Origin of the sequence: Lentibacter algarum (genome assembly GCF_018860975.1) — a bacterium.
GTDB classification, from domain to species: domain Bacteria; phylum Pseudomonadota; class Alphaproteobacteria; order Rhodobacterales; family Rhodobacteraceae; genus Lentibacter; species Lentibacter algarum_A.
In genome coordinates this window covers 144347-170109 of the sequence record NZ_JAHKQI010000010.1, presented here as the reverse complement: position 1 = coordinate 170109, position 25763 = coordinate 144347, and the positions used below count along the sequence as shown (strand labels likewise).

General features: G+C 56.8%; 22 protein-coding genes. 8 read left to right on the top strand and 14 right to left on the bottom strand.

The genetic code is table 11. The features are described 5' to 3' along the window. Positions 1-167 precede the first annotated feature (167 nt). From KO498_RS16155 to KO498_RS16135, 5 genes are read right to left on the bottom strand one after another with little or no spacing between them, the layout of a single operon-like run. Positions 168-2261, bottom strand: coding sequence for an NAD-dependent epimerase/dehydratase family protein (locus KO498_RS16155; RefSeq protein WP_215960957.1), 2094 nt, complete (start codon positions 2259-2261; stop codon positions 168-170). 7 nt (positions 2262-2268) lie between these two features. Beyond that, the gene (locus tag KO498_RS16150) at positions 2269-3249 is read right to left on the bottom strand and encodes a glycosyltransferase (protein WP_215960956.1); all 981 of its coding nucleotides are present in this window, start codon (positions 3247-3249) and stop codon (positions 2269-2271) included. Then, a complete protein-coding gene (locus tag KO498_RS16145) occupies positions 3246-4511 on the bottom strand; it encodes a glycosyltransferase family 4 protein (protein ID WP_215960955.1) in 1266 nt (421 codons plus the stop codon). The genes KO498_RS16150 and KO498_RS16145 overlap by 4 nt, the downstream gene beginning before the upstream one ends. Then, positions 4508-5440 carry an NAD-dependent epimerase/dehydratase family protein gene (locus KO498_RS16140; protein ID WP_215960954.1) on the bottom strand — a complete coding sequence of 311 codons (933 nt, stop codon included), beginning with the start codon at positions 5438-5440 and terminating at the stop codon, positions 4508-4510. Before KO498_RS16140 ends, KO498_RS16145 begins: the two co-directional genes overlap by 4 nt. Continuing rightward, positions 5428-6555, bottom strand: coding sequence for a Gfo/Idh/MocA family protein (locus KO498_RS16135; RefSeq protein ID WP_215960953.1), 1128 nt, complete (start codon positions 6553-6555; stop codon positions 5428-5430). The genes KO498_RS16140 and KO498_RS16135 overlap by 13 nt, the downstream gene beginning before the upstream one ends. Before the next feature lie 196 nt (positions 6556-6751). Here KO498_RS16135 and KO498_RS16130 point away from each other — a divergent pair, with 196 nt between their 5' ends. Continuing rightward, positions 6752-7519 (top strand): WecB/TagA/CpsF family glycosyltransferase, encoded by a 768-nt coding sequence (locus KO498_RS16130; RefSeq protein ID WP_215960952.1) that lies wholly within the window; start codon positions 6752-6754, stop codon positions 7517-7519. A 29-nt stretch (positions 7520-7548) separates the two neighbouring features. Here KO498_RS16130 and KO498_RS16125 read toward each other — a convergent pair whose 3' ends face one another. Genes KO498_RS16125 through KO498_RS16115 form a run of 3 tightly spaced genes read right to left on the bottom strand, consistent with a single transcriptional unit; the run spans position 7549 to position 11851 of the window. Next, positions 7549-8322: an SDR family oxidoreductase gene (locus tag KO498_RS16125; protein ID WP_215960951.1), complete on the bottom strand. Its 774-nt coding sequence runs from the start codon at positions 8320-8322 to the stop codon at positions 7549-7551. Next, positions 8319-9872, bottom strand: coding sequence for a GMC oxidoreductase (locus KO498_RS16120; RefSeq protein WP_215960950.1), 1554 nt, complete (start codon positions 9870-9872; stop codon positions 8319-8321). The genes KO498_RS16125 and KO498_RS16120 overlap by 4 nt, the downstream gene beginning before the upstream one ends. Beyond that, positions 9869-11851, bottom strand: coding sequence for an acyltransferase family protein (locus KO498_RS16115; protein ID WP_215960949.1), 1983 nt, complete (start codon positions 11849-11851; stop codon positions 9869-9871). Before KO498_RS16115 ends, KO498_RS16120 begins: the two co-directional genes overlap by 4 nt. Positions 11852-12054: 203 nt before the next feature. Between KO498_RS16115 and pcaF the strand changes: the two genes are divergently transcribed. The 7 genes from pcaF to KO498_RS16080 are packed head-to-tail and all read left to right on the top strand — an operon-like array spanning position 12055 to position 17594. After that, positions 12055-13260, top strand: a complete 1206-nt coding sequence (gene pcaF, locus KO498_RS16110) for a 3-oxoadipyl-CoA thiolase (protein ID WP_215960948.1) — start codon at positions 12055-12057, stop codon at positions 13258-13260. A 12-nt stretch (positions 13261-13272) separates the two neighbouring features. After that, the gene (gene paaA / locus KO498_RS16105) at positions 13273-14265 is read left to right on the top strand and encodes a 1,2-phenylacetyl-CoA epoxidase subunit PaaA (protein ID WP_215960947.1); all 993 of its coding nucleotides are present in this window, start codon (positions 13273-13275) and stop codon (positions 14263-14265) included. A gap of 11 nt (positions 14266-14276) precedes the next feature. Next, positions 14277-14561 carry a 1,2-phenylacetyl-CoA epoxidase subunit PaaB gene (paaB, locus tag KO498_RS16100; RefSeq protein ID WP_215960946.1) on the top strand — a complete coding sequence of 95 codons (285 nt, stop codon included), beginning with the start codon at positions 14277-14279 and terminating at the stop codon, positions 14559-14561. Next, entirely contained in the window at positions 14561-15313 is a 753-nt protein-coding gene (paaC, locus tag KO498_RS16095) for a 1,2-phenylacetyl-CoA epoxidase subunit PaaC (RefSeq protein ID WP_215960945.1), read from the top strand. Before paaB ends, paaC begins: the two co-directional genes overlap by 1 nt. 3 nt (positions 15314-15316) lie before the next feature. Next, a complete protein-coding gene (gene paaD / locus KO498_RS16090; protein WP_436835946.1) occupies positions 15317-15778 on the top strand; it encodes a 1,2-phenylacetyl-CoA epoxidase subunit PaaD in 462 nt (153 codons plus the stop codon). A 9-nt stretch (positions 15779-15787) separates the two neighbouring features. Continuing rightward, positions 15788-16858 (top strand): 2Fe-2S iron-sulfur cluster-binding protein, encoded by a 1071-nt coding sequence (locus tag KO498_RS16085; RefSeq protein ID WP_215960944.1) that lies wholly within the window; start codon positions 15788-15790, stop codon positions 16856-16858. Continuing rightward, positions 16848-17594 (top strand): PaaX family transcriptional regulator C-terminal domain-containing protein, encoded by a 747-nt coding sequence (locus KO498_RS16080; RefSeq protein WP_215960943.1) that lies wholly within the window; start codon positions 16848-16850, stop codon positions 17592-17594. The genes KO498_RS16085 and KO498_RS16080 overlap by 11 nt, the downstream gene beginning before the upstream one ends. Before the next feature lie 174 nt (positions 17595-17768). Here the strand turns inward: KO498_RS16080 and KO498_RS16075 are convergent, their stop codons facing one another. The 6 genes from KO498_RS16075 to KO498_RS16050 all read right to left on the bottom strand — a co-directional run bounded on the left by KO498_RS16075 (position 17769) and on the right by KO498_RS16050 (position 25719). Then, entirely contained in the window at positions 17769-19634 is a 1866-nt protein-coding gene (locus KO498_RS16075; protein WP_215960942.1) for a monovalent cation:proton antiporter-2 (CPA2) family protein, read from the bottom strand. Positions 19635-19641: 7 nt separating this feature from the next. Continuing rightward, positions 19642-20097 (bottom strand): Lrp/AsnC family transcriptional regulator, encoded by a 456-nt coding sequence (locus KO498_RS16070; protein ID WP_215960941.1) that lies wholly within the window; start codon positions 20095-20097, stop codon positions 19642-19644. Positions 20098-20183: 86 nt separating this feature from the next. After that, positions 20184-22715, bottom strand: coding sequence for a hypothetical protein (locus KO498_RS16065; RefSeq protein WP_215960940.1), 2532 nt, complete (start codon positions 22713-22715; stop codon positions 20184-20186). Between the two features lie 173 nt (positions 22716-22888). Next, positions 22889-24169: an O-acetylhomoserine aminocarboxypropyltransferase/cysteine synthase family protein gene (locus KO498_RS16060; protein WP_215960939.1), complete on the bottom strand. Its 1281-nt coding sequence runs from the start codon at positions 24167-24169 to the stop codon at positions 22889-22891. A gap of 162 nt (positions 24170-24331) precedes the next feature. Further along, a complete protein-coding gene (locus KO498_RS16055) occupies positions 24332-24718 on the bottom strand; it encodes a hypothetical protein (RefSeq protein WP_215960938.1) in 387 nt (128 codons plus the stop codon). After that, positions 24715-25719 carry a hypothetical protein gene (locus tag KO498_RS16050; protein WP_215960937.1) on the bottom strand — a complete coding sequence of 335 codons (1005 nt, stop codon included), beginning with the start codon at positions 25717-25719 and terminating at the stop codon, positions 24715-24717. The genes KO498_RS16055 and KO498_RS16050 overlap by 4 nt, the downstream gene beginning before the upstream one ends. Between the last annotated feature and the right edge of the window lie 44 nt (positions 25720-25763).

Genomic DNA, 25763 nt, shown 5'->3' with positions numbered 1-25763 from the left:
AGGCCTCACGACGGCTCGCAAGCCGCGCTTTAGTGCATGTTTCCAAATGCAATCGCTTCAAAGTTCACCTGTCTCTTTGATGTTATCGTCACAACATCAGATAAGTATCAAAATCAGTTAACCAAACAATTCAGGCGAAATTGTGCCACTTTCACACAAAACGAACCTTAGAAGCCGAATAAGTTTGCCTCATCAATGGCTTCCTTCAGAAAGGCTTCGCGGTCGTTCTGGGGCGACCAACCAAGTATTTGTTTGGGCTTCGCATTGTCAAACTGTGAAAAATGAGCGCGGCTTTTCCAATCTCGTAGGCTAGGCCGTGAAAGGCCACGCTTGCGCAGGACTTTGGTTTTGAGGAAAAACTTCAAGGCATCCGAGGCGAAAAATGGGATAAGAGGGCCCGATGACAAGCGGATGTTTGCACCAGTTCTGGCGAGGATTTCAGAGAAATAGCCGCGCGCCGACAGCATAGGTTCGCCGATCAAGTTAAAGCTTTGTCCAATGGCATCGTTGTGCTCAGCCATCAGGATCAACCCATCAACGACATCATCGATCAAAACAAAGGGTAGAGTATGCTTTCCGTTCCCCCAGATTTTGACCGCACCGGCTCCGTGCCAGCGACCAATGCCCCAGTGTTGCAATGGCCCTCCTGCTCCAACGACAATACCGGGCCGAGCGATTGTCACTGGTAGTCCGTCTCGTTTGTGCATCTCTAACAGCCGGCTTTCGCACTCGGCTTTGGAGCGCGCATAAATGTTGCGATCTTGCATGTCGTCGCCAAAGCCTGTGGCCTCGGTGATGGTTACGTCAGGATCGGACATGTCGTATGAAGCGATTGTGCCGGTATAGACTAGGCGTTCGACACCTGCATTTTGGGCCACTTTTGCGATGCGCTCGGTTACGGCGACATCGTTGTTAAGCGCAGCTTGCCAAGTTTTGTCGTCGGACTTGGCGAGGTTGTAAACATGGGTGATACCCCGCATCGCGGCGTTCAAGGCTGCTTCGTCGTGCAGGGATGCGCTGAAGGTTTCCACCTTATCTGAGATATCGGCAAACGGGCCTAGTTTGCCACGCGACAAAACCCGCACATGGGTGCCGTTTTCGGCCAGTTTTCGTGTCAAGGCACGGCCGATGAAACCTGTGCCGCCAATGACAAGTGCGGTTGGATTGGGAGTGCCGACCGGTCTGGGTGACTTTTGCTCTTTCGGTAGAAATGCCAGCGTGTCCTCAATTGCACGCATAACATCGGCGGCGCTTTCACCTGTATAGCGTTCATCAAGGGGGCGTGCGTGGTTGAGTGCGGTGTAAACCTCGGCGCACATGCCCCGAAAGCTGAGTCCATAAGGTGATTTTTGGTTCAGCGATGTGAGTTGCCGGGCTGCGTTAACAACACCTTCCCTCAAGTGGCTGACACTTTGGCTCAGCGCGTTTCGCAGCGGGTTGAGCACAAGGTCCGAGGTGTTTACACCTGTCACAACCAAGGTGTCATTGGCGTAGTCAAGACGTGCAAGGGCGGAAGACCCACGGAGCACAACCGAGCGGTCATCATAGGTTTCAACCAGCGAAATGTTGAGAGCCACGTCTACATCTCCCGCACGGGCGAGAATGCGGAAGTTTTGTGGGCGGCTGCCTCCACCGGGCAGCGCGACTTCGTTTGAGGTTTGCACATGCAAGATACGTGAGGGACCGAACAGATCATGCATAAACGCATAAAGATGTGGACCTAGTTCAAGCAGCAAGTTGCGGGTTTCACGCATGAGCCAGATGCCGTAAGGGCCTGCACGCAAGGGGCCAAGAGGCAAACACCAGTTGATTTCGGCTGTTGATACACGCCCCAATTCACCCGTGATAAGCTTGCTGCGCAGACGGTTGTAAGACGGCAGGCCCAAAAAATTGTGCCCAGCAGCAAACTGAACACCAGCCTTTTTCGCGGCGGAATTCATAGCTATCACGTCTTCAGCTGAGAGAGCGACTGGTTTTTCAACCAGCACATGCAACCCACCAGCAATGCACTCCTCGGCTACTTTTCGGTGAAAATCGGGCGGTGTCAGTACATGCACGGCGTCTGCAGCGTTGGCCTCCAGCATTTGAGCAACCGAGCTAAAGGCCTGAATGCCACGTGCGGTTGCAAAGCCTTCTGCGGCGGCTGCACTGCTGTCCACGACACAGGTTAGCTCGGCTCCGGCCGTCGCTGCGATTGTGTCGGCGTGCCAGTCGGCAATATAGCCTGCACCGATGATAGCCACTCGTGTTTTCTTGGTCATGTCTGGCTCACTTATACTCAATGATTTCCATCTCGGCGCCGTTGCGCTTTCGCTTGCGATACTTTGCAGCCCCGATCACGTTGGGGAACTTTGAAAGGAACAGGTAAACTGATTGCCGCAGAGCGTTTTTCCGCTCCATTCCTGCTTTTTCGAGGCCACGCACCGAACGGACATAAGAAACCAGATAAAGCAGGATTATAGCCGCCAGTAAGGGCCAGTAGAGAACGGCTCCAAACAATGCCGCCAAAGGCAGTGCCGCGCCAAACAGCCACATGCGCATACGCTCGCGAACAAAATAGTCGCTATGCAGATCATTAACTTGCTCAAAGCCGTGCCCCGTGCGCACTGCGCGGCTCCACCATTGGCCAAAGCTCAGCATATTTGCGTCGTGGTGCGTCATCGGGATAGGCAAGCGCTTTAACTTCCAGCCGGCCTTGCGCAGGCGGGTGCAAAACTCGTCATCCTCAGCTGCAATCACTTCGCCGTTGAAGCCGTCGATGTCTTCAAAGGCTTTGACGCGCACCATCATATCACCTCCGCAAGCCAGAATTTCGCCCGCAGGACGGTGCCACTCATAGTCACACATCTGATTGTAAATGCTGGCATCAGGGTGAATTTCCGAGCGCCAGCCAGTGATAAGACCGAGGCTGTTATCTGCACTGAGGGCGGCGGCGGCATGGGTGAGGTAACCGGGTTCCAGGGTGCAGTCACCATCGACAAATTGAACAAACTTGGGCGGGTTAGGCCGTGCCATGATTTTTTCAAATCCGGCGTTTCTCGCTCTGGCGGCTGTGAAAGGGGTCTCGTTGTCTAGTAATATGCACTCCGCACCCAACTCGGCGGCGTTCTGCATCGAGTTATCTGTCGATCCGCTGTCAACGTAGACAACCAAACCGACTTCTCCTTTCAAGGACTGAAGGCAGTTGACGAGCCTCTGGCCTTCATTGCGGCCAATGATGACCGCGCCGATGTTTGCGGCGTTGCTCATGGTTTCTCCAACTCGGTTTTGAGAGGTTCCGGTCTGAGAGCTGACCGAGTCTCAGTGCCAACATTAGAAAAAAGTGTTGCCAGTCGCCGCGCTTCGATATCGGACTGAAAGCCTTCCAAAACAGCTTGTCGCCCGGCTTGGCCCATCTTTTCAGCTTTCTGCGCAGATGTTGCTAGCTCGTCTATGGCTGCAGTAAGGGCCTCCACGTCACCGGCAGAGACAAGCTTGCCGCTGACGCCGTCTTCAACCAATTCCGCTGTGCCGGCAATGCGTGTCGCGATGACTGGTCGGCTGGCGGCCATAGCCTCCATGAGAACAACTGGCAGTCCTTCAGCGAAGCTGGGCAAGACCAATATGTCGCTCTCAGACAAGAGAGTGGCAACGTCATCTTGCGAACGGTAACCAAGAAAACTGACTTGTTTGTTAAGCCCTGCCGCCGTCACGCTGGCCTGAAGAGAGTCTCTGTCGGGGCCATCCCCGACAATTTGCAAGGTAATGCCATCTGTTGTGACGTTTTGCAGCGCTTCGATCAACACAGGAAGACCTTTGACAGCGGCCAAACGACCGACAAACAAAAGCCGTTTGCCAGTTGGTTTTTGAGGCTGTTCAGCGTAGCGCGCCGGCTCGACGCCACAATGCACAATATGGAGTTTGCGCCACTGCTCCGGCGATGAGAAGCTCATCGCTTGCGAGCGGCAGAAATGGCTGATGCAAGCAACAAAACTGGCGCGCGCTATTTTCTCGTCCAGTCGCCAATGGATCGGCTCAAAAAAGATATCAGGCCCATGCAAGGTGAACGAAAAAGGTATGCCTGATAGGGCACTGGCCAACATCGCGACGGTGCAACTCGACTTGGCGATGTGATTGTGCAGATGGGTGATGCCATTGTCTTGCATATGCCGCGCAAGCACACCTGCTTCAGCAAGATAAATCATTTGATAGGCAAAGGCCTTGACCCCACCCGGAGATGTTCTAGCCGCGAGCATCAACGCTTTACCCCAGCGTTTCGGTTCTTTTCTGATCAAGCTGAAATGGGCCGACAGGAGCGTTGACGGGCGCAGCGTGGCGGCGAGCACATGAAAAGTATTGGTTGCCTCATGCTTTTGTTCGGGGCCCACATGATGTGAGGCATCGGTTTTGCGGATCGAACAGGTGCTTACCTTTAGGCCGGCTGCACGCAAGCCGACGACTTCTCGCTGAATGAATGTATCGGTTGCACGGGGATACTCACCTGTCAGATATGCGATGTTCGGGAGGTTCATCTACGTCCCTCCGCGCCATAGCCGAAACGGGAATGTGGAACCCACTGCAAGCGTTCCTTGGCTCGGGCGTTTGAGTAGCGCATCGGGCGCAAACGTGCCGCAAGAACGCGAGGTCGCAGCATGCCGGGCGCGCGCGCGCCAAGCAGGGCTTCGGCGCAGTAGGCGAAGGGCATCAACAACCGCCATAGCAAGGGCAGGTGAGGGCCCTTATGGGCAAGGGCGATAAAAGCCCGCCGATCGGGCAGGTCGTTGTCAACAATGTTGAGGACTTCAAAGCCGTTTTCGGGTTCGGCTTGCGCTGCTAGCACGAGCGCTTCTGCGACGTTTTGCACATGTGCGAGTGGCACGTCACCTTGCCGCCCCAAACTCATGAGAAGCGGCCCCACTCGCGGCCCGATATGGGCGTTCCAAACTCTTGTGCCACCGTAAACGGCCCCGATGCGCAATATCCAGGCTGCGAGTTCGGCCTCCTTGGCCTGCTTCTCTTGCAATAGTTTTGACTGCGCATAGGGTTCGCGCTTTTGCGGCTGGCTTTCAGTTGGACTGCCTTCGGTTAACACGTCGCCGAGTTGCACAGCAAAAGCGTCGTAAACCGAGATCGAGCTGGCCAAGACAAGGCGCGCCTCAGGGGATTCTTGCTTGATCGCCGCGAGTAAATTGTCAGTCGCTTTAGTCGTGTCACGGGCCAGAAGGCTTTGGTCGTTGCTCATCGCAGCGGCGATATGGATGACGGCATCAACGTTGGAAAGCGAGCCAGTTGGTAAGCCTTCAGCGAGATCACATACGATGGTTTCAACGCCTCGAGGCAAGGCTGATGTGTCGGCTCGAACCAAAGCCCGCACCTTGTGCCCATGCGCCAATGCAGACGCTACGCAGGCGCCGCCGAGAAAGCCCGCGGCACCGGTTATTGCTATGTTCAATGTGCCCATGGCATTGGCTCCATAGGCTCACAACGGCTAACGGGTTGGTATGCGCCTCCACTGTCGCCGGAGTTCTGGATCGCGAGGGTCACTTCTGTCAGGTGCAAGGCAAAGTCGCCGGCGATACGGCTCGGAACGCCCGCTGCGATCGCGTCAAGCATTTCGGCAGGGCCAAGGGCGAAGTTCATCGCCGCTGCACCTGTGCGTGGCAACTTAGGGTGCGTGTCTTTTTGCTTTAGCCTTATTCGCCGACCAAGCGGATGCTCAAGCAAGCGCCGCCTGATCTTTAAGCGACGATGATATTTGACAGGAGCCGCATTGTCCCACGCCTTGGTCAACGCGATCACGCCTTCATCGCAGATCACTCTAAAACGGTGATCATGTGGTGCTGAAATCGAGCAAGTCAGGCGCACAACCGGCCCGTTCTCAAAATGTAGAACTGCAACGGAAAAATCTGGTGCGCCTCCGGTGACACCTCGCTTGTCGGGGACAAGTTCGGAGGAGCTGGCGAGCACCTTACTCACCGGGCCAAACATTGCTATGAGCCAACTCAGGTAGTACCCCGCATGCTCGAGGGTGCAGCCAACTCTGAATTCGTCTTGATAAGGCCAGGGCGCACCGCTTTCGCTAGCCCAGTCTTGAATCGGAGCTTGCGGAATATAGCCATCGTCAAGCTCGGCGTAGATCAATCTTGGAGTTCCGCCGACGCCCTGTCTGAGAGCATAACCCAGTGTTTGCGCAGCTTCGCCAAGCACAGAGGAAGGGGCGGAACCAAGTTGCAAACTCTCCTGTTTGGCAAGCGCGCACAGTTTTTGTGCTTCTTTGAGTGACAGGGCCAGAGGCTTTTCGCAAAACACGTGATGTCCGGCTTCAAGAGCGGCGCAGTTAATCTCGTAGTGCGCTGAGGGATTTGTGAGGTTAAGCAACAGACCGTTCGCTGGCAGCCCAGAGAGCAATGCGTCGAGACTGGAGGCAGGCTCAACGCCCCAATGCGTGCAAAATGCTGCGAGCCGCTGTTGAGACCGGTCAAATACTGCGCTGACACGAATATCGGGAAAGGTTTGCAATGACCGCATGTAAAGGTCGGCGACAAACCCACATCCGACAATCGCAACACTCTTCATCAGATGCCTCCAGGAACAGATTAAACAGGCAATTCAACCGCACTTCAGCCTGTCAGGCTGGTCGGGTATACTCTTTTTTTCAATACAAAGCCATTTTGGCGGGGAAAAGTGGCGAGACTGGGGCAAGTATCAATGTTTTTACAAATTTTTGAACTGTCGGTTTGCCGGTGCAGGATGTATGCCTGAGCAATAGATTATGTGGGAAGACAACGTGCTATTCAAAGCCAAATCACAGCAGATCGAAGTGAACTTGGAAGACAAGGCCGCCTTGTTGCGCGCTGTAAGCGAACGCTTTTCTTCGAAGCAAGGTTTTGCGCTGGCGACTATTAATCTTGATCATTTGGTGAAGCTGCGCACCTCCGAACGCTTTGCAAAGGCCTATGCTGAGCATGACTTTGTTGTTGCCGACGGAAATCCGGTTGTCTGGCTATCAAAACTTGCCAAACGCCCTGTTTCGTTGGTTCCCGGGTCTGATATGGTCGTGCCACTAGCGCGAGCAGCGGCTGAGGCAGGAACCTCTATCGCGCTGTTTGGGGCGACTGAAAGCAGTTTGCAAGCCGCCGCGGCGGCTTTGAAAAAGCAGATTCCTTCTCTAGATGTCGCGACGGCCATCGCTCCACCGATGGGCTTTGATGCCAGCAGTGATGCTGCGGCCGAAATGCTGGGCAAGCTTGAAAGTTCGGGCGCCGGTTTGGTGTTCTTGGCGCTCACGGCCCCCAAGCAGGAAGAGTTTGCTGCGCGGGGCCGCAAGTTGGCACCGACATTGGGCTTTGCCTCGATAGGCGCAGGCCTAGACTTTCTGTCAGGCGAGCAACGACGGGCGCCTAAATGGGCCCGTGCTCTGGCGCTTGAGTGGGCGTGGCGCATGTTGAGTTCGCCGGCGCGTCTTGGGCCACGGTACATCAGATGTCTGGCGATTTTGCCGTCGTTGGTGCTAGAGGCGGCCGCATTGCGCAAACACTAACCAAAGCAGACACTAACCAAACAAGCGAGTTAACCTCCGAGCCTTCTGATAGCAGTTTTCTGCATCAGTAGCCTGTCTTTGAGGCGTGATTTCAGCGACTTTGCAGGTGGTAATTCGCAATCCATTTCAAACACGGATCCGTTCAACGAGCGCGCGTGCCAACATGCCAGTTCGGCACCCCAAAGGGCTGCGGCTTCTGGGGCAAGCCCGTCAGGCACGCCCATGTCGGTTGCCAACATTCCAGGGAGCCAATCAGATATCACAATATCTGGGAAGCGATCACTGATGTCAGCGAGTAAAGCACGTGTCAGTATGCGTGCCGCGCCCTTTGACACCGAGTAGGCTGAAGAGGAGGGCAACGGAGCGATATCGGCAAAGCTCGCAATGTTGAGGATCCTGCCAAAGCCGGATTGTGTCATGTCATCAAGCGCATGGCGTGTGGCTCCGAAGGTGCCTCCCAGGTTTATCGCCACGGCCTGCATGAAACTTTCGTGGCTTTCCTGCATAACATCACGGCGGGGGTAAACCGCGGCGTTGTTGATCAACAGGCTGATCGGGCCAAGTTCAGCGCGGATTTTTTCGTAGGTTGAAGCAAGCTGGCGGGTGTCAGAGATGTCGCAAACATAGGAGTGTAGTGTATCATGGCCCTTAGCTGTCGCCTTCATCGCGGCTTCTGAACGTCCGATCGCGGCAACGGTCAATCCGTCAGATGCAAGCTTACGTGCCAAAGCTCGCCCTAGGCCTGAGCTGCCACCGGTGACGAGCGCGACGCCGCTTAGCAGTCTCGGATGATTTTTGCTCATTGGCGGTATCCTTTGATGATAGCTTCAGCGACGCGCAGCGCTTGTGCCGCGATGGTAAGCGAAGGGTTCACGCCCATCGACGTGGGCATAAAGCTTGCGTCGGCTACATATAGATTGTTGAAATCATGAGAGCGGCCGTCACTGCGGAGCACTGCCTTCTGGGGGTTTTCGCCAAAGCGCATGGTGCCGCTTGGGTGCCCGAAGTTCAGCTCGGGGGCATGTGACAGAAACATCATCCGCTGGCCTTTGAAAGCGCGTTTGATCTCGCGGCGAAAGAGGCGGCGACGCTCTCGCAACTCGTCATGCAGGCGGTATTCAAACCGGATTTCGCCGTGTTCCGGCGCCAACACGCGGTTTTCTTCATAGGGAAGATCTTCCATTATTCCGGAGAAAATCTTGGCAGAGCCGAGCATTTTTGTTGCCAGAGCCGCAGGTAGGCGCGCGGCCTCTTGGCTGATACGATTGCGCCCAAGAGCAGAACGAGACATGCGCAGCCGCAAGTAGTGCAGGATTTCGCCGTAAGACGCGTTGATGCCCATCGCCTGAACCATGCCAAGCCGCTGGTTGTCACGCCACATAAGGTCTCGAAAGCCGACAGATTTGGAAGGCGCTTCATCTGCAATTCCCGGCCAGATTGCGAACATCTCGTTCAGATGGAACATGAGCCCACGTCCCACGAGATCACTGCTGTTTGCGATGCCGTTCGGGTGCTCTTCGCTGGTTGAAGCTAAACACAAGCGCGGCGAGCCAAATGCACCGGCGGCGAGTAAAACTACAGGCGCCTTCAAAGTGATTTCGGCACCATTGCGGCGCGCTGTTATGTGGGTGATTTGTCCCGCTTTGCCATCTAGTCGGGTGACTTCAGCCATGTCCAGTATGGCGGCATTTCCGCTGGCAAGTGCAGGCTCCACTCCGGCGGAGCGGCCATCCATCTTGCAGGGTCTGGGACATTTGTGACCAAAGCAACTCGCGCATCCTTCAAGGTTTTTAACAGCGCTGTGCAGCTGGTAGGGGTGCATCCCGGCCGTTTGTAACCGCTCGAAAATCTTGCTGTCGGCTGGATTCATCGGCGCCGGTTCTGCAAGGTTCGCAGGCGTGTTTGCCAATGGATTTTGTGTGCCGCGCACGGCATAAAGGCTTTCGGCTTCTGTCATGTAGGGGGTGAAGGCATCATAGCTGATGGGCCAGCCGCCGCTGGGGTGAGGGCGCGCATTACTACTGTCAAGATCGTGGCGCTCGGGGCGCTCGAATGTGGCGGCATAAAACACCGAGCTGCCGCCGACACCCGCGCCGAGCGGGCCGTAAAATGTGCTCTCGTAACCGTCGACTGTGGCGGTCATCGGCGTGGGCCAGAAGCCACGCGCCAGCCGCGCTTCGGGCACAAACATCTCTGTGTCGAGCCGAGTTTGTTCGGCGCGGTATCCGCTTGGGCCTTGCTCGACAAACAAAACCTTGAGGCCGGCTTCAGCAAGCTTTCGTCCTGCTGTTCCTCCGCCGATTCCTGTGCCAATGACGATCACGTCCCAAGCCTGATCAACTCGTGCGTTCATGGCCGGCCCTCGTTTTCAAACAGGGGCGCAAACCTTGAGCTAAGCACACGTGCAGCGCTATTGGTGATGTGGTTGTTGTCGAAATACCAGCTCGCGCCATCATGCAATGCGCTGCAGGTTACCGGGCCGCAAACAGCGCTCCAGGTCTCTATTTGTGGCAGGGCCTTGAGGGCAGAGTTTGCGGCTTTTTGGCGTTTGAGGACCTCGGACAGATCAACCTGGGCCTCTGCTTTGATTTGCGCATAGTTGGCATGCCCATGTGCCAAGCGGCGTGCGGCGCTTCGACTGTCATATGCGGGGATTTCCGGAAGTTGTTGCATCACATAAGGTTTAATCTTTAACCTATTGAAATAACGTATCGTTGTCGTGAAGCCTTCACGTAGAGCGGCGTCCTTTTTTAACCCGTTTCCGGTGCGGATGGAAACAGTGTTGTCAGCATCAAGCCCGACCCCAGTTCCTTCAGCGTAATAGGCCCAACGCCCAACCAGCAGCACTTGTTTTAACTTGGTCAGTTCAGGCAAGGCTGTTTTGAGGCGGGCTTTTTCGTCACTACAGGCCGCGTCTTGTTGAGGCGTTGCGTAGCTCTCGGTTTTGGCGACATCAAACAGAGGTGGGCAACCCGCATGCCAGATGATCAATGCTGGTGTATTGGCTTCGAACGCCGCTTGTTCCAAGCCTTCTTTGATTGCGCGCACGTGGCTGTCGCCCCAGATCAAAACTTCAGGTGCGCCTGCGGGGCCAATGGGGCAAAGCTCGACACCTGTAAACGCGCCGGACGTTGGCGTGCTGCAGCGGCTCCAGTCTTGCAAGAAATCACCGCTCGCCGCAATGTGCGCGCGGGTGTCGGCGGGGAAGCGACCAGGAAGTCCGTTTTTGACATAGGCCAGCGCACCAAGGCCGAGTGCGACAGCCGTTGGTAAGGCGAGCGCAACCAGGACCTTTCGGCCCGATGTTGCGTGGTTGCTGCGAAACGGGGTTTCGATGAGGCGCCACGACAGGGTCGCGAGGGCAATGCTAACGGCCAACCAAAGCGCTGTTTCTGGCCAGCCTGCATAGCCATCACGCCAGTAGTTTGAAAGCACGAACACAGGCCAGTGCCACAGATATAGCGAGTATGATATCTTGCCGAAGAACACTGCGATACCTGATGAAAGCAGGCGGTTTACAGGGTTCGTGTGTTGTCCGTTAAACAGAATGAGCGCTGTTCCGAGCACCGGAATTGCGGCTTGCCATCCGGGAAATCCAGCGCTGGCGTCGATAAACCCGAGGCCGGCGAGCACCAAGGCGAGGCCAAGCCAACTGGCCCCGCTGCCAAGCGAGGCAGGCCTGCGGTTGCTCGTGAAAACGGCGAGAAGCACGCCTGCAAGCAACTCCCAAGCGCGGAAAGGGAAAAGATAGAATGTCGCGGTTTGAGCCGTCGATGTGAACCATATACAGGCAACAAGGGAACTGGCAAAACCGGCGGCAAGGGCGGCCATAAGCACGCGCGGCCAACGGTTAAGAACGAGCAGCAAGATCGGCAGGAAAATGTAGAACTGCTCCTCCACCGAAAGCGACCAAGTGTGCAACAAAACCTTGCTGTCTGCGCCGATGTCAAAATAGCCTTCACCGCGGTAGAACAGCAGGTTTGAAAGGTAAACCGTTGCCGCAATGAGAGATTTTCCGAACTCGCGGAACTCGAAGGGTAGCAGAATGAACCAACTGGCGATGGCTGCTGAAAAGGCCATAACGAAGTAAGCAGGCGCTAAGCGTTTGACGCGGCGTTTGTAGAAATTAGCCAGGTTGATGCGGCGGGTTGTGTGCAGCTCACGCCACAGAATGCCACCTATTAGATAACCGGAAATAACAAAGAACACGTCAACACCGGCGAAGCCACCGCTTAGGGCTGTGAAGCCGAAGTGATAGAGAACAACGGCCAAAACGGCGATCATTCTGAGCCCGTCAATCTCGGGGCGGTAACGCAAATGTTGCTGGCTCATAGGGGCACGACTAAAGACTCTTCAATGTGTTGAGCCATTTACTACAACATTGCGGCGGGAATTTGGACAACAGATTAAAATTTCACTAAATGCGTTACGGTTTTCAAAAAAACTTTCGACTTATGTAACGCAATGCTTGCCTCGAATCGCCGGAGCATTCATCATGAGGCGGGAATGAGAACAAAGTCTTAAGGGAGCATGCTGTGGCTGACGCCTATATTTGTGATGCAACAAGAACGCCGATCGGGCGCTATGGTGGAAGCCTGAGCAGCATACGCACCGATGATTTGGCGGCGTTGCCTATTGCCGCTCTAAAGGCGCGCAACCCGAGTGTTGATTGGGCCAAGATAGATGATGTGATCTTTGGATCAGCCAACCAAGCGGGCGAAGACAATCGCAATGTAGCACGTATGGCGGCACTCTTGGCGGGGCTGCCAACAGAGGTTCCCGGCACGACGATCAACCGGCTATGCGCTTCAGGGATGGATGCTGTAGGCATGGCCGCAAGGGCGATCAAAGCCGGCGACTATGATCTGGCCATCGCCGGCGGCGTCGAGAGTATGAGCCGTGCGCCCTTTGTGATGCCCAAGGCGATGACGGCCTTCTCACGCACCAATGAGGTGTTTGACACCACCATCGGCTGGCGTTTTGTGAACAAGAAAATGCATGAAATGTATGGCACTGACAGCATGCCACAAACGGCCGATAATGTGGCGGCGGACTATGGTATCTCGCGCGAAGACCAAGACGCTTTTGCCGCCCGCAGTCAGGCGCGCTACGAGGCCGCTGCCAAGGCAGGGCGCTTTGACGATGAGATCACGCCAGTGCAGGTTCCGCAGCGCAAGGGCGAAGCAGTTGAGTTTGCCGCCGACGAGCACCCGCGTGGAGGAACCGACGAGGCCAAATTGGCCAAGCTGCGCGGCATCAACGGCGCCGATAAGACTGTGACGGCTGGCAATGCCTCGGGTGTCAATGACGGTGCAGCGGCGCTGCTGCTGGCTTCTGGCGAGATGGCCAAAAAACAGGGGCTAACCCCGCTCGCGCGAGTTGTCGGCATGTCTGTCGCCGGTGTTGAGCCGCGTGTCATGGGTATTGGCCCCGTGCCTGCGAGCCAGAAGGTTCTGGCGCGCGCCGGGCTGACGATCAACGATATGGACGTGATCGAGCTGAATGAAGCATTCGCCAGCCAAGGCCTTGCCACGTTGCGCGCTTTGGGTGTCGCTGACGACGCCGAGCATGTGAACCCGAACGGTGGTGCGATTGCGCTTGGCCATCCTTTGGGCATGTCGGGCGCACGGCTGGTTATGACAGCTGCTTACGAGCTTAAACGCCGCGGTGGGCGCTATGCGCTTTGCACGATGTGCATTGGCGTTGGCCAAGGTGCTGCGATCATTCTGGAACGGGTCTGAGGAGGCAAACTGATGTATGCACAGATGGTAAAATCAACCGGCGAGGGGGTGAAAGCCCGCGCTGATATGAGCCCTGAAGAGGCGGCGTTTCAAGATAAGATCGACGCGGATATCAAGATCGAACCCAAGGACTGGATGCCTGAAGGGTACCGCAAAACTTTGATCCGGCAAATCGGCCAGCACGCGCACTCCGAGATTGTCGGGCAGCTGCCTGAGGGCAACTGGATTACCCGTGCGCCGACGCTTGAGCGTAAGGCTATTTTGCTGGCTAAGGTGCAGGACGAAGCCGGACATGGGCTTTACCTTTACTGCGCCGCCGAGACGCTTGGGGTGAGCCGTGACGAGCTGACGAAAGACCTGCTCTCGGGGCGGATGAAGTATTCCTCGATCTTCAACTATCCAACGCTGACATGGGCCGACATGGGCGCGGTCGGCTGGCTGGTTGATGGCGCAGCGATCATGAACCAAGTGCCGCTTCAGCGCACGTCATACGGACCATATTCCCGGGCGATGATCAGGATCTGCAAGGAAGAGAGCTTCCACCAGCGGCAAGGCTTTCACATCATGATGAAAATGGTGGAAGGCTCTGAGGCGCAAAAGAAAATGGCTCAGGATGCCCTCAACCGTTTTTGGTATCCGAGCCTGATGATGTTCGGCCCATCCGACAAGGACTCTGTGCATTCTGCGCAGTCTCTGGCTTGGAAGATTAAGATGGATAGCAACGACGAGCTGCGCCAGAAGTTCGTTGATCAAACTGCGCCACAGGCCAAGCTTTTGGGGCTGACGATCCCTGATGAGAACCTTGCCTGGAATGAAGAAAAAGGCGGCTATGACTTCTCCGAGCCAGACTGGGGTGAGTTCTTTGATGTGGTTAAAGGCAACGGGCCCTGCAACACCGACCGCCTCGCAGCACGCAACAAGGCATGGGACGACGGCGCATGGGTGCGTGACGGCCTTTTGGCCCACGCCGAGAAACGCGCAGCCCGCAAAACAGCCGCAGAATAAGGAACGACGATATGTCTAAAGAATGGCCCCTATGGGAAGTGTTTATCCGCGGACAGCATGGGCTGTCGCACCGGCATGTGGGCAGCTTGCATGCGCCTGATGCCGAGATGGCAGTGAAAAATGCGCGGGATGTTTATACGCGGCGCAACGAAGGGCAGAGTATCTGGGTGGTTGAGGCGCGGCATGTGACGGCGTCAAACCCCAGCGACAAGGGGCCAATGTATGAGCCGAGCGAGAGCAAGGTTTACCGGCACCCTACGTTCTTTGATATCCCTGACGATGCGGGAGCCATGTGATGAGTGCTCTGTATGAGTTTTGCCTGCGAATGGGCGACAGCACGCTGGTGCTTGGGCATCGCGTTTCCGAGTGGTGCGGGCTTGCGCCGGTGCTTGAGGAAGATATCGCACTGGCGAACACGGCGCTCGACTTGATCGGCCAAACGCAACTCTGGCTTGGGCTTGCCGCTGAAGTTGAAGGCAGCGGCAAAACCGCAGATGATCTCGCGTTTTTGCGTGATGTTTGGGACTTTCGCAATGCGCTGTTGTGTGAGTTGCCAAACGGCGACTTCGGGCAAACACTGATGCGGCAATATCTGTTTGATGAGTGGCACTTAGGGATGCTCAAAGCCTTGCAAGGCTCGTCGGATGACCGTGTGTCGGCGATTGCTGACAAGGCCGTGAAGGAAGCAAGTTATCACTTGGAGCGCTCGCGCGATACGGTGATTGGTTTGGGTGATGGCACGGAAGAAAGCCATGCCAGAATGCAAGCTGCGTTGGACTACTTGTATCCTTACGTTGGTGAGTTTTTCATTGCGGATGCGCTTGATGATGCTGCAGCGAAAGAGGGCATTGCGCCAGAGTTGAACAGCCTTAAAGCGGGCTATGATGCAGCTATTGCAGCGACAATGAATGCGGCGACATTGACCTTGCCCGAGAGTAAATTCGCCCACAAAGGTGGGCGCACGGGCCGCACTCACACCGAGCATTTGGGGCATATGCTGACCAACATGCAGTGGCTTCAGCGGGCCTATCCGGGGGCGTCTTGGTAAGTCATGATGCAAGCGACTTCCACTGAAGTTATGGCCTGGCTTGACGAGGTGCCTGATCCGGAAATTCCGGTGATCAGCCTTGTTGATCTGGGCATTATCCGCGCTGTTGAGTGGGCGGGTGATGTGCTGGAAGTGACTGTAACGCCTACATATTCCGGCTGTCCGGCGACAAGTGTTATCAACTTTGACATTGAAAAAGCGCTGCGCGAACACGGGGTCGAGCAGGTGCTTTTGAAGCGCCAACTCAGCCCGCCCTGGACGACCGATTGGCTGAGTGCCAAGGGCCGCGAAAAGCTTGAGGAATATGGCATCGCGCCGCCGCAACCGGCGGGCGGGCCAAAGCACTGCCCGCGGTGCGAAAGCCAAGAGTTAGAGAAGCTGAGCCAGTTCGGCTCGACCCCCTGCAAGGCCCAGTGGCGGTGTAAAAGCTGCCTTGAGCCTTTCGACTATTTCAAATGCATTTGAGGTGAAAAGATGCCACGCTTTCATGAGCTAGAAGTCACTGATATTCATAAGACAATTCGCGATGCGGTTGTTGTTACCTTGCGGCCTGTGAACGGTGCGGCAGAGGCGTTTGACTTCACGCAAGGGCAATACTTAACCTTCCGCCGCGATTTTGACGGTGAGGAAATTCGCCGCTCCTATTCGATCTGTGCAGGCAAGCAAGAGGGGATCTTGCAAGTCGGCATCAAACAGGTTGATGGCGGTGCTTTTTCAACTTGGGCCAACGAGGAACTCGCTGTGGGCGACAAGCTTGAAGCGATGCCGCCGATGGGCAAGTTTTACACATCGCTTGATGCGGACAGTGAGAAAAACTACCTCGGTTTTGCCGGCGGCTCTGGCATAACGCCTGTGCTTTCGCTGATCAAAACCACGTTAGATGTTGAACCGAACGCCTCCTTTACACTGGTTTATGCCAATCGCGGTGTTTCGACGATCATGTTTAGAGAAGACATCGAAGACATTAAGAATAGGTATATGGGGCGTTTCAACGTCATTCATGTGCTTGAGCAAGACACGCAGGAGATTGATCTTTTCACTGGCCGTGTGAGCGAAGAAAAATGCGCCGAGCTGTTCAAATCATGGGTCGATATCACGGCGATTGATACGGCGTTTATTTGCGGGCCGGAGCCGATGATGCTTGGCATTGTCAAAGCGCTTAAAGCGCACGGGTTGACGGATGAGCAGATCAAATTCGAGCTGTTTGCCTCGTCACAACCCGGGCGTTTGGCCGTGCGAACTGCGTCAAAAGCGGCAGGTGCAGCAGGGCAGATCAAGCTCTTGGTGACGCTCGACGGAGCGACGCAAACCATTGACGCAGATGGCACTTTGTCGGTTCTGGACGCCGCGCGCGCCGCGACAATGGACGCGCCCTATGCCTGTAAAGCAGGGGTCTGCTCGACGTGCCGCTGCCGTGTTGTCGAGGGCGAAGTTGACATGCGCGCCAACCACGCGCTGGAAGATTACGAAGTCGAAAAAGGCTATATCCTGTCGTGCCAAAGCTACCCTGTAAGTGCGCGGGTTGTTGTGGATTATGACCAGTAGTTCACCCGAGTTTGAGGCTGCTTTTGCGCGCTTGCAGAGGCTTGCACCGCTTAAAACGTGGTCACTGATCGTGACGCTTTTGGGCGACTTGGAACCGCAGGCGAAACAGGCACTTAGCAGCCAGAAAATGCAGCAGATTTGTGCGCCTTTTGGGGTGAAACCCGAGGCATTTCGAGTGGCGTTGCATCGTTTGCGAAAGGATGGCTGGCTTATGGTTGAACGGCAGGGGCGCGGCAGTGTTTACAAGCTGAGTGAAGCAGGTGTGACGGCCACGCAAAGCGCCTATGAGCAGGTGTATCGCGGTGCTTGCGAGGCGCCTTCTGTCTGGCGACTGGCTTTGGTTGAAGCGGCCGAGGTTTCCGGGCTGCGCGTCGGAGATAACCTGATGATTTTGCCGGATAATACAGAGGCTCCTGAGGGTGCATTGATTGTTGAAACACCCTTCGCGCAGGTGCCTGACTGGATGAAAACGGCCCTTGTAAGCGACGCAGAAGCAGCAGAGTTCGCCGGGCTTGAAGAGGCGCTGAGCTTCGACCACATGCCGCAGAACAGCCTTCAAAGATACAGCTTGCGGGTGCTGGTTTTGCACCATTGGCGGCGGATTGTTTTGCGCCATGACAGCGCTGTCGAGCAGATGCTAGGCGAAGACTGGGCCGGATATAAGGCACGTAAACGTGTGAGTGAGTTGTTTGAAGCGCTTGAAAGGCCTGAAAACAAGGCATTTGAAGCAGCATAGTCTGTTAAGTTAACCAGACTGTTAGGGCTGCGTTTATGAGCGTTAACACAGCCAGTTGAGAGCCAATCGCAGGTGACTCGGGTGCATACCACAGTGCATATTTCAGTGCATAACGCGTATGCACAGTTTTGCGGGGCGGGTTAACACAGATTAACTTAACGGAGCGCGCGTTGCTCAACCGGCTTTGTCTGACTGTTTCTCTGCCAGAGCAAGCAAGTTCACCTCGAGTTCTTTTTCGAGCTCGCGCACGCGGGCCATATAGGCAGGATTTGCCGAGGCATTCATTCCGGGCTTCCAGAGCGCGGCGAGTTCTTTGAGTGCCTCGCGGTCGTGGGCAAAAAACGCTTGCTCGGCCTCGGCGGCTTCAAACTCGCTCAGACCGACGTTCTCAAGCACATAGCGGCCCGCGCGCAGCGAGCTGTCAAACATCTCGCGAACGATGTCATTTGCGCCGGCTTCATAAAGCGCGAAGACATGACTGCGGTCGCGCGCGCGGGCGATGATGTGCAGATCAGGGCGCTCCTTGCGGGCGAGTTTGACAAGGCGCAGCGCGGCGTCGGGGGTGTTAAGAGCAACGACAAGAACCCGGGCGTCGCGCAGGCCAGCGGCGCGCAAAAGCTCGGGGCGTGTCGGATCTCCGAGAAAGGCGCGATAGCCAAAGGAGCGCATGAGCTGAATGCGCTCGAGGTCATGGTCAAGCACCACAGTTTTGAAACCCGAGGACTCAACGAGGCGATTGACGATCTGACCAAAGCGGCCAATGCCGGCGATGATCACCGGGCCGGTCGTGTCGATTTCGTCAGGGGTGTGATCGGGGGCGGCTTTGTCTTGACGCTTGGCGATATAGTCAAAGGCCAGAAACAGCAGCGGTGTGGCCAGCATCGAGAGGGTGATGACGAGGGTGAGCGTGCCGCCGAGCGCGGGGCCAAACACGCCTTGCTGACTGGCGAACGAGATGAGCACAAAGCCGAATTCACCAGCTTGAGCGAGGCTGAGTGTGAACAGCCAAAGCTCGCGTTTGCGCAGGCCAAAGCCAAAGCCGAGCGCGAAGAGCACCGCACCTTTGACAAGGATCAGAGCCAGGGCAAGGTTGACGAGGCGCAGGGGGTCGGAGGTGAGGGTGGCAAAGTCGACCGAGGCACCGACGGTGATGAAGAACAGACCGAGCAACAGGCCCTTGAACGGCTCGATGTCGCTTTCAAGCTCGTGGCGGAACTCGGAACTGGCGAGAACCACACCGGCGAGGAACGCGCCAAGCGCGGGCGAGAGGCCAAGCAGTGTCATCAGATAGGCGATGCCGATGACGATCAAGAGTGCGAGAGCGGTATACATTTCGCGCAGGTGAGCGGCGTGGATGAAGCGAAAGATCGGCTTGGTGAGGAAGACACCAGCGGCGATGATCAGGGCGATTGTGGCAAGGGTTGCAAGGGCCACGCCCCATGCAGGAAGGCCCTCAAAAATCGTGTGGTGCTTTTCGGCTTCCTCTGCGAGGCGAGTGATTGATCCATCGGCGTTCATCGAGGTTGGGTTGGCTAGGCTCAACAGCGGGATCAGTGCCAGAAGCGGCACAATGGAGATATCCTGTGTGAGCAAGACCGAAAAGACAGAGCGGCCGCCTGAGGTTTTCATCAGGCCTTTTTCTGTTAGTGTTTGCAATACGATAGCTGTTGAACTTAAAGCAAGAACAAGGCCGATAGCGAGGCTGGTTTGCCAGGCCTCATCAAGCAGAACGGCGACAGCGAAAATTATCAGCGTGCTGAGCAATATCTGCGACCCACCCAGCCCCAAGAGTTTGTGACGCATGCCCCAGAGTGTGCGTGGAGCGAGCTCAAGCCCGACGATAAACAGCATCATCACCACACCGAACTCGGCAAAGTGTTGCAAGGCGCGGGTCTCTTCTCCGATGCCGGGGATGAGGCCGATGATCATACCGGCGCTGAGATATCCGAGCACCGAGCCAAGCCCGAGCCGTGCGGCCAGAGGCACGGCAATGACCGCAGCGAGCAGGTAGAGCGTCGGGAGGAGGAGGAGTGAATGCATTATAATATCAAGCGGGCAAAGGGGCGTCTTGTTTGATCTGGCTCATGACGATCTGGCTGTGGACACGGCCAACGGCACCATGCGGCAGCAAGATGTTGTGGATAAGGTCATTGAGGGTGGTCAAATCACGCGAGTAGATACGCAAGAGGAGGTCGGCATCGCCTGTCATCGTCCAGGCAGAGACGATCTCGGGCTGACTTTTGATCAGCTTGTTGAAGCTGGTAGAGTGGGCGGGCGCGTGCGAGGTGAGTTGCACCTGCACAAAGGCCTGCACGCCAAGGCCGAGTTCTGCGGCGCTCAGCTCGGCACGATAGCCTTTGATCACGCCCTGACCCTCAAGCCGCTGGCGGCGGCGGGCAGCCTGACTGGCCGACAGCCCGAGGCGCTCGGCCAACTCCTGACTGGTGAGCTGGGCGTTTTCCTGCAAAGCGGTGATCAGTTTTGAATCAATTTCATCAAGCATGCGTGCTATCTAGCGCGTGAATGTAAACACTGCGACAAGATTGCGTAAATATTTGGTATAGCGCGCGGAAAAATGCCTATACACCGTTATCCGCGCGGCATTTTGAGTGTGACGTTGCGGTTGCCTTTTTTGTAGTGCAACTCGCCTTCACCGATGGCAGAAACACGCCCGCCTTCAAGCCTGTCACCAACTTTGACTTTTTTGTAGCGGCCATTCGCGAGACGCACGAGGGCGCGGCGGCTAGAGGGCTTGCCGTAGACGCCCATAAGGCTCACACGCTTGAGGTTGATGGCGTTGCGCACGGTTGCCTGTTTGGCGACAGAGGCAGTCGAGGGAATGCGCGGCGTTACTGTTTTGGGCGCAACGGCGGCGACGGTTGTGACCTGTTCATTGCGCTCGGCATTGCGCTCCGCACGTTTAACAATGCGCGCGAAGTTGTTCGGGCGGGGCTTTGGCTTGACCGAACGGGCCACGGCCTGCGGCGTTGCGTTAGGGTCAAGATCGCGCTTGGGAACCGAGGGGTCGGGCACGGGGATAACCACGGCACCGGGCGTTGGCGGCAAGGTTTCGGGTGTTTCCGGCTTGGTCGGTTGCGGCTGTGCGGCAGCTATCTCTTGCGGAGATGGCGGACGCAGGCGGGGCCTGATTGCGGCGAGTTCTTTGAGAGAACGCCCGCCAAGGTTTGCGCGCTCGTTGCTTTCAGCCAGTGTCGTTGGGCGCAGCTTAGGGCGCAGCGATGCAAGGTGGGCGAGGGCGGCGGTTTCAGCGTCGGTCGGTTCTTCGGGCGTTGCTTCGGCTGTCTCGACGGGCGCGGGCCAGACGGCAGGCAGGCTGGGTGGTTTGCCGAGATACACGACATGGCCCTCGGGCGACAAAGCCCCTTCAGCCGTGGCCACAACCAGCCCGCGCGCATCAAGGGTGAAGCGCTTGCCAGCTTCGGCGGGGTTGTGTTGCGGTGCGATGCCGCGATCAGCGAGATCAAAGTCGAGCGCCGGTAGCGCGACGGCATCATGGCTGCCGATGACAGGGTCAATGGAGGCTACATAGAGGTCGTCCTGCCCAGGAATTGTGGGTATTTGTGGCGCGGCTGGGGGCAGCACCCAGATACCCGTAACTGCGTATTTGACGCGCGCTTCCTCGTCGGAGATCGGCTCGACCGGCAGGGGCATGATCTGTGGGTTTTTCGGAACAACCGCGTCAGGATCAAGCGAGGCAAGCTCGAGAGTGCCGTTGGGCAAGCCGGCTTCATCACCCTCGATGAGAGTTTCGTCAGGCGCGTCGGGGCTGGCTGCGAACTCGGTGTCCGAGCGGATAAAGAAACGCGATAGACCGTCGTCAACAAAGACCGAGGCCCAAGCCGCGACACCGACAAGAAACACCAGCAAGGCAGCCGTGAGAAGCAGGCCAAGGTAGCGTGGCTTGCCTCCGACAGCGCGGGGCTTTTGTGGTGCGGGTTCGGCTTTCTTGCGGGCCCCGAAGACAGTTAGCCGCTGCTGCTCGGACGCTGTTGGCGGCACAAGATTGGGCGGGGGAGGCGGCACGATGACTGGCTCGGAGCGGCGCAGGTTTTGCAGGCTGAAACCCGCTCCTGCGGGGGCTGTGCCGACATCATTGTCGTCGTCTTCGTCACTGGGATCAGGCTTATTGCTGCGGCGGCTGAAGAAGGCTGTGACCGCACTTTCGCTCACCGGTGTTGGCGGCGGAGGGACACTGGACGCTGTGGCCACCGGTTGTGGCGGGTTTTCATCGCCCGAGATCGTGGGTTCAGTGACAATTGGCTTGGTTGTGGCGGGTTCGTTGCGGGTGACACCGGTTAGGGCTGGTGCTGCGCCAGTGTCGGTTTCGGTGCGGCGCGAGCTGAAGGCAGGGGCGGCGGGCTCCGGTTTTGGTTCGGGCTCTGGTTCTGGCTCTGGCTCCGGTTTTGACTCTAGCTCTGGCTGTGCTTCCGGTTCTGCGGCTGTTTCCGGTGGGGTCGCTTTCACGACCTCTGGTTCCGGAGCCGCTGTTTTCGCTTCGGCTTCTGACAGCTCAGGTTCGGGCTGGCTTTCGGGAGCAACCTCGGGGGGGCGGGCGATGCCGCTGATGGTGACGACTTCGTTGTCGGTTTCGAGTGCACCAAGGGCAGATTCGTTGTCTTGGTAGTGTTGGGTTTGGCCAAAGAAGGGCTCGCGGCCAAAGGCTGCTTGCGCCGGTTTGGCGGCAAAGTAGAGCGGTGCAAAGCCGTTGCTGACGGCAAAACCCTCGGCCTCGGCCAGTGTTTCACGGGCGACGGCGGCGATGTGGATCATCTTGCCATCGCTGGCCCAATCATAGGCGAGTTCGTCAAGTGAGTAGGGCGTGGCCCCATCAAGCGCGTGGCGGACGGCTTCGGTCTGGATGTCATCGCTGCCTTGCGGGTCAACGATTGTTAGATATTTGATTTGCTCGTCAGGCAGAATCAGCTTGCTGTGCAGCGGTTCTGAGCCAAGCTCGCCGGCTGACTCTTTGAGCACTTTAAGCGCAGCTTGCAAGTCTGGCACATCAAGCGGAACCTCACCGACACGCTCCCAGCCCGCGTCAGCACGGCTGAGCAGGCCTATTCCGTCAAAGGAAAGCGTGAGTGCAAAATTTGGCTTCATAGGACAGGCCCTGACCTGCGGGAACGCGTTAACATAGGGTCTATTATATCAAGGTTCCCGTCAAGAAAACAGGGGGTTGCATGAACAGGTGTATGTCAGCGGAAGCCTGCGCTTGCGGAGCGGCCTGAAAGCGTAGGGTTATACGCTTTCAGGCCTTGTTTTTAACAATACTTCTAGCTTGTGGCCGCTTTGAGGGCTTGGTCCAGATCGGCGATCAAATCGGCGGCGTCTTCGATGCCGATCGAGATGCGCACAACCTCGGGGCCAGCGCCCGCCGCCTTCTGCTGCTCTGGGGAGAGTTGGCGGTGGGTGGTCGAGGCGGAGTGGATCACCAGCGAGCGAGTGTCACCGAGGTTGGCGACGTGGCTGAAGATCTCCAGACTATCAACAAATTTGACGCAGGCGTCGTAGCCGCCTTTGAGCGAGATGGTGAACAGCCCACCCGCGCCTTTGGGGCAGATGCTTGCCACGCGGCTGTTGTAGGGCGAGGATTTGAGGCCAGCGTAGGTGACTTCTTCCACCGCGTCGTGCTTCTCGAGCCAGCCTGCAACCTCAACAGCGTTCTGAACGTGCTTTTGCATGCGAAGCGAGAGCGTTTCGATGCCCATGAGCGTGTAGTGTGCGGCTTGGGGGTTCATTGTCATGCCCAAGTCACGCAGGCCAATTGCGATGCCGTGGAAGGTATAGGCCAGCGCGCCGAATGTCTCGTGAAACTTGAGGCCGTGGTAGGCGGGCTCGGGTTGGCTCAGTGATGGGAACTTGTCGGAGGCCGACCAGTCGAACTTGCCTGAGTCAACCACGCAACCGCCTGTGACTGTGCCGTTGCCTGTGAGATATTTGGTTGTCGAGTGAACGACCAAGGTTGCGCCGTGCTCGATCGGGTTACAAAGGTAGGGCGTGGCCGAGGTGTTGTCGACGATGAGGGGAATTCCGGCTTCATCGGTGATCGCGGAAATTGCATCAAGGTCGGTGATGTAACCACCTGGATTTGCAATGGATTCACAGAACACTGCGCGGGTGTCGTCGTTGATTGCGGCCTTGACGGCGTCGAGGTCGTCAAAGTCAACGAATGTTGCGCTCCAGCCGAAACGTTTGATGGTTTGCGAAAACTGCGTGATCGTGCCGCCATAGGCGCGGGTTGAGGCGACGACGTTCTTGCCGGGGGACATGAGCGGGAAAAGCGCCATGATCTGGGCGGCGTGGCCAGAGGAGCAGCAAACCGCGCCTTGGCCGCCTTCAAGGGTTGCGATGCGCTCGGCGAGCACGGCAACTGTCGGGTTGGTGAGGCGTGAATAGATGTAGCCAACTTCTTGCAGGTTGAAGAGAGCGGCGGCGTGATCCGCGTCGCGGAAGACATAGGCGGTTGTCTGGTAGATCGGCGTGTTGCGTGCACCTGTTGCCGGATCAGGCGCGGCGCCTGCGTGAACTTGAAGCGTGTCGAAGCCGTATGACATATCTCTGTCTCTCCCTGATTTGTTTGAGCGCGAGACTAGGCGGGAAAGCGGGGGGGAGCAACGGGGCTTGTGCAAAGAGGGACGCAGGTAGCGAAACCCGTTGGCGCTAGGGAAAAGCGCCTTGCTGTTGTGCATCGGGAGAACGGGTGTTTTTGGCGTGGTTCACTGAGGCTTAACAAAAGTCTGGTTGAGGTTATGGCCAGCGCCGCCCTTCCAAAGAATCACAAAGTACACGATCTTCCATAAGAGACTTTTCTTGCGGAGCGCAGGCTCGGACGGTGCGGCCTTGGTTTCAAGGTCAATAACCTTGCCAGCATCAATGGCTTGTAAGAGTGCTCTCGCGTCGTCGGCCTGTGAGGCGGGCACGGCGATAGGGATGCCACCAAGCGCAAGCGCTTGATTTGCGAGCAAGGCGTGGGTGTGAAAATGCGGCATGACGACATCATAGCCAGCCGCCTCGAGCGCGGAAAGTGTGAGAGCGGCAGCGCTTGGGGAGTAGCTCCACCCGATCTGGGTTAGGTTGGCGAGGTCGTACGTGGCGACACTCATCGCATCCAGAAGCCTTCACGTTTTATGCGGTTGCGGATGGCTTGTTCCTTACGGGGGAGGTCATCCTGATCAAACAGATCACGGACTTTCTGACCGCGGCCCTGGTAGACCATGCGCTTGATCGGGTCATAGTTTTTGAGCGCTTTTTTGATCTTGTTGGGCGCGGCAACCTCTTCGAGAGTGCGCACGACGGTGTCGCTTTCGCGGGCGTAGAGCAGCGGGAAGACACGATAGTGGCAACTGATGTCGCCATCAAGCAGGCCTTCGGGCAGGGTGTCACGGCCGCCGCCGAGGGCGTGGATAACCAGCGGCAGGGCGACTTGGTCAAGCCATGGGTCAAACTTTTGGCAGACAAGTTCGCGAGGGGCGTCGTTGAGGATGGCGAGGGCATACTCAAGAAACTTTTCACCAAAAGCATGCGGGCATTTGTAAAAGAAGAAGCCTGCGTTGAAGTAGAGGTAGCGTTTCCAATACTCATCGGGCTGGCTTAGGTCGAGAGAACTGGCGAAGTCGAGGCCGAATTTGTCGTAGAGCGACCCCCAGATTTCGCCGTAGCCGGGGCCGTAGAGCTCAAGTGTCGGCCATGTTCCGGTGCGCTTGAGCGAGGCTGTGGGCTTGGTGAACTTGAACGGCACAGCGGCGAGATCACCGGTGATCAGAGTGTCGGTGTCAAAGAATACAAAGGGCTCGCCTTTGGGGAGGGCGGTGAGGGCTTCGATCTTGTTGCCGTAGGGGTAACTCTGGCCGAAGTGCTTGTTTTCAAATGGAATGATCTCGACGTTGAGCTCTGCGAGGGCTTCAAGGACGAGCGCGTCGTTCATTCGCGGGTCGCGCTTCCAGTGCTCGCTTGGCTGCGGCTCGGCAACGATGAGGCGTCCTGTAAATGTAGGGTTGAACTGCCGGAAAGAAGCGGCAAACAACAGGGCTTCATATTGTAGGCGGCCAGCTTGCCCGACAACGAAAACATTGAACTCTGTTGGTTTTTTGGGTCTTCTGGCCATGGGCTGCTCGGCTATTGAAAAATTGTTGCTCATATAGATACAAA

What these genes read in the sequence shown, in the direction of transcription:
- KO498_RS16125 (WP_215960951.1), bottom strand. Translation starts at nt 8,322, where the DNA reads ATGAGCAAAAATCATCCGAGACTGCTAAGCGGCGTCGCGCTCGTCACC.
- KO498_RS16085 (WP_215960944.1), top strand. Translation starts at nt 15,788, where the DNA reads ATGCCACGCTTTCATGAGCTAGAAGTCACTGATATTCATAAGACAATT.
- KO498_RS16120 (WP_215960950.1), bottom strand. Translation starts at nt 9,872, where the DNA reads ATGAACGCACGAGTTGATCAGGCTTGGGACGTGATCGTCATTGGCACA.
- KO498_RS16065 (WP_215960940.1), bottom strand. Translation starts at nt 22,715, where the DNA reads ATGAAGCCAAATTTTGCACTCACGCTTTCCTTTGACGGAATAGGCCTG.
- KO498_RS16150 (WP_215960956.1), bottom strand. Translation starts at nt 3,249, where the DNA reads ATGAGCAACGCCGCAAACATCGGCGCGGTCATCATTGGCCGCAATGAA.
- paaC (WP_215960945.1), top strand. Translation starts at nt 14,561, where the DNA reads ATGAGTGCTCTGTATGAGTTTTGCCTGCGAATGGGCGACAGCACGCTG.
- KO498_RS16080 (WP_215960943.1), top strand. Translation starts at nt 16,848, where the DNA reads ATGACCAGTAGTTCACCCGAGTTTGAGGCTGCTTTTGCGCGCTTGCAG.
- paaB (WP_215960946.1), top strand. Translation starts at nt 14,277, where the DNA reads ATGTCTAAAGAATGGCCCCTATGGGAAGTGTTTATCCGCGGACAGCAT.
- KO498_RS16055 (WP_215960938.1), bottom strand. Translation starts at nt 24,718, where the DNA reads ATGAGTGTCGCCACGTACGACCTCGCCAACCTAACCCAGATCGGGTGG.
- paaA (WP_215960947.1), top strand. Translation starts at nt 13,273, where the DNA reads ATGTATGCACAGATGGTAAAATCAACCGGCGAGGGGGTGAAAGCCCGC.
- KO498_RS16145 (WP_215960955.1), bottom strand. Translation starts at nt 4,511, where the DNA reads ATGAACCTCCCGAACATCGCATATCTGACAGGTGAGTATCCCCGTGCA.
- KO498_RS16060 (WP_215960939.1), bottom strand. Translation starts at nt 24,169, where the DNA reads ATGTCATACGGCTTCGACACGCTTCAAGTTCACGCAGGCGCCGCGCCT.
- paaD (WP_436835946.1), top strand. Translation starts at nt 15,317, where the DNA reads ATGATGCAAGCGACTTCCACTGAAGTTATGGCCTGGCTTGACGAGGTG.
- KO498_RS16140 (WP_215960954.1), bottom strand. Translation starts at nt 5,440, where the DNA reads ATGGGCACATTGAACATAGCAATAACCGGTGCCGCGGGCTTTCTCGGC.
- KO498_RS16115 (WP_215960949.1), bottom strand. Translation starts at nt 11,851, where the DNA reads ATGAGCCAGCAACATTTGCGTTACCGCCCCGAGATTGACGGGCTCAGA.
- KO498_RS16075 (WP_215960942.1), bottom strand. Translation starts at nt 19,634, where the DNA reads ATGCATTCACTCCTCCTCCTCCCGACGCTCTACCTGCTCGCTGCGGTC.
- KO498_RS16135 (WP_215960953.1), bottom strand. Translation starts at nt 6,555, where the DNA reads ATGAAGAGTGTTGCGATTGTCGGATGTGGGTTTGTCGCCGACCTTTAC.
- KO498_RS16130 (WP_215960952.1), top strand. Translation starts at nt 6,752, where the DNA reads ATGTGGGAAGACAACGTGCTATTCAAAGCCAAATCACAGCAGATCGAA.
- KO498_RS16155 (WP_215960957.1), bottom strand. Translation starts at nt 2,261, where the DNA reads ATGACCAAGAAAACACGAGTGGCTATCATCGGTGCAGGCTATATTGCC.
- KO498_RS16050 (WP_215960937.1), bottom strand. Translation starts at nt 25,719, where the DNA reads ATGGCCAGAAGACCCAAAAAACCAACAGAGTTCAATGTTTTCGTTGTC.
- KO498_RS16070 (WP_215960941.1), bottom strand. Translation starts at nt 20,097, where the DNA reads ATGCTTGATGAAATTGATTCAAAACTGATCACCGCTTTGCAGGAAAAC.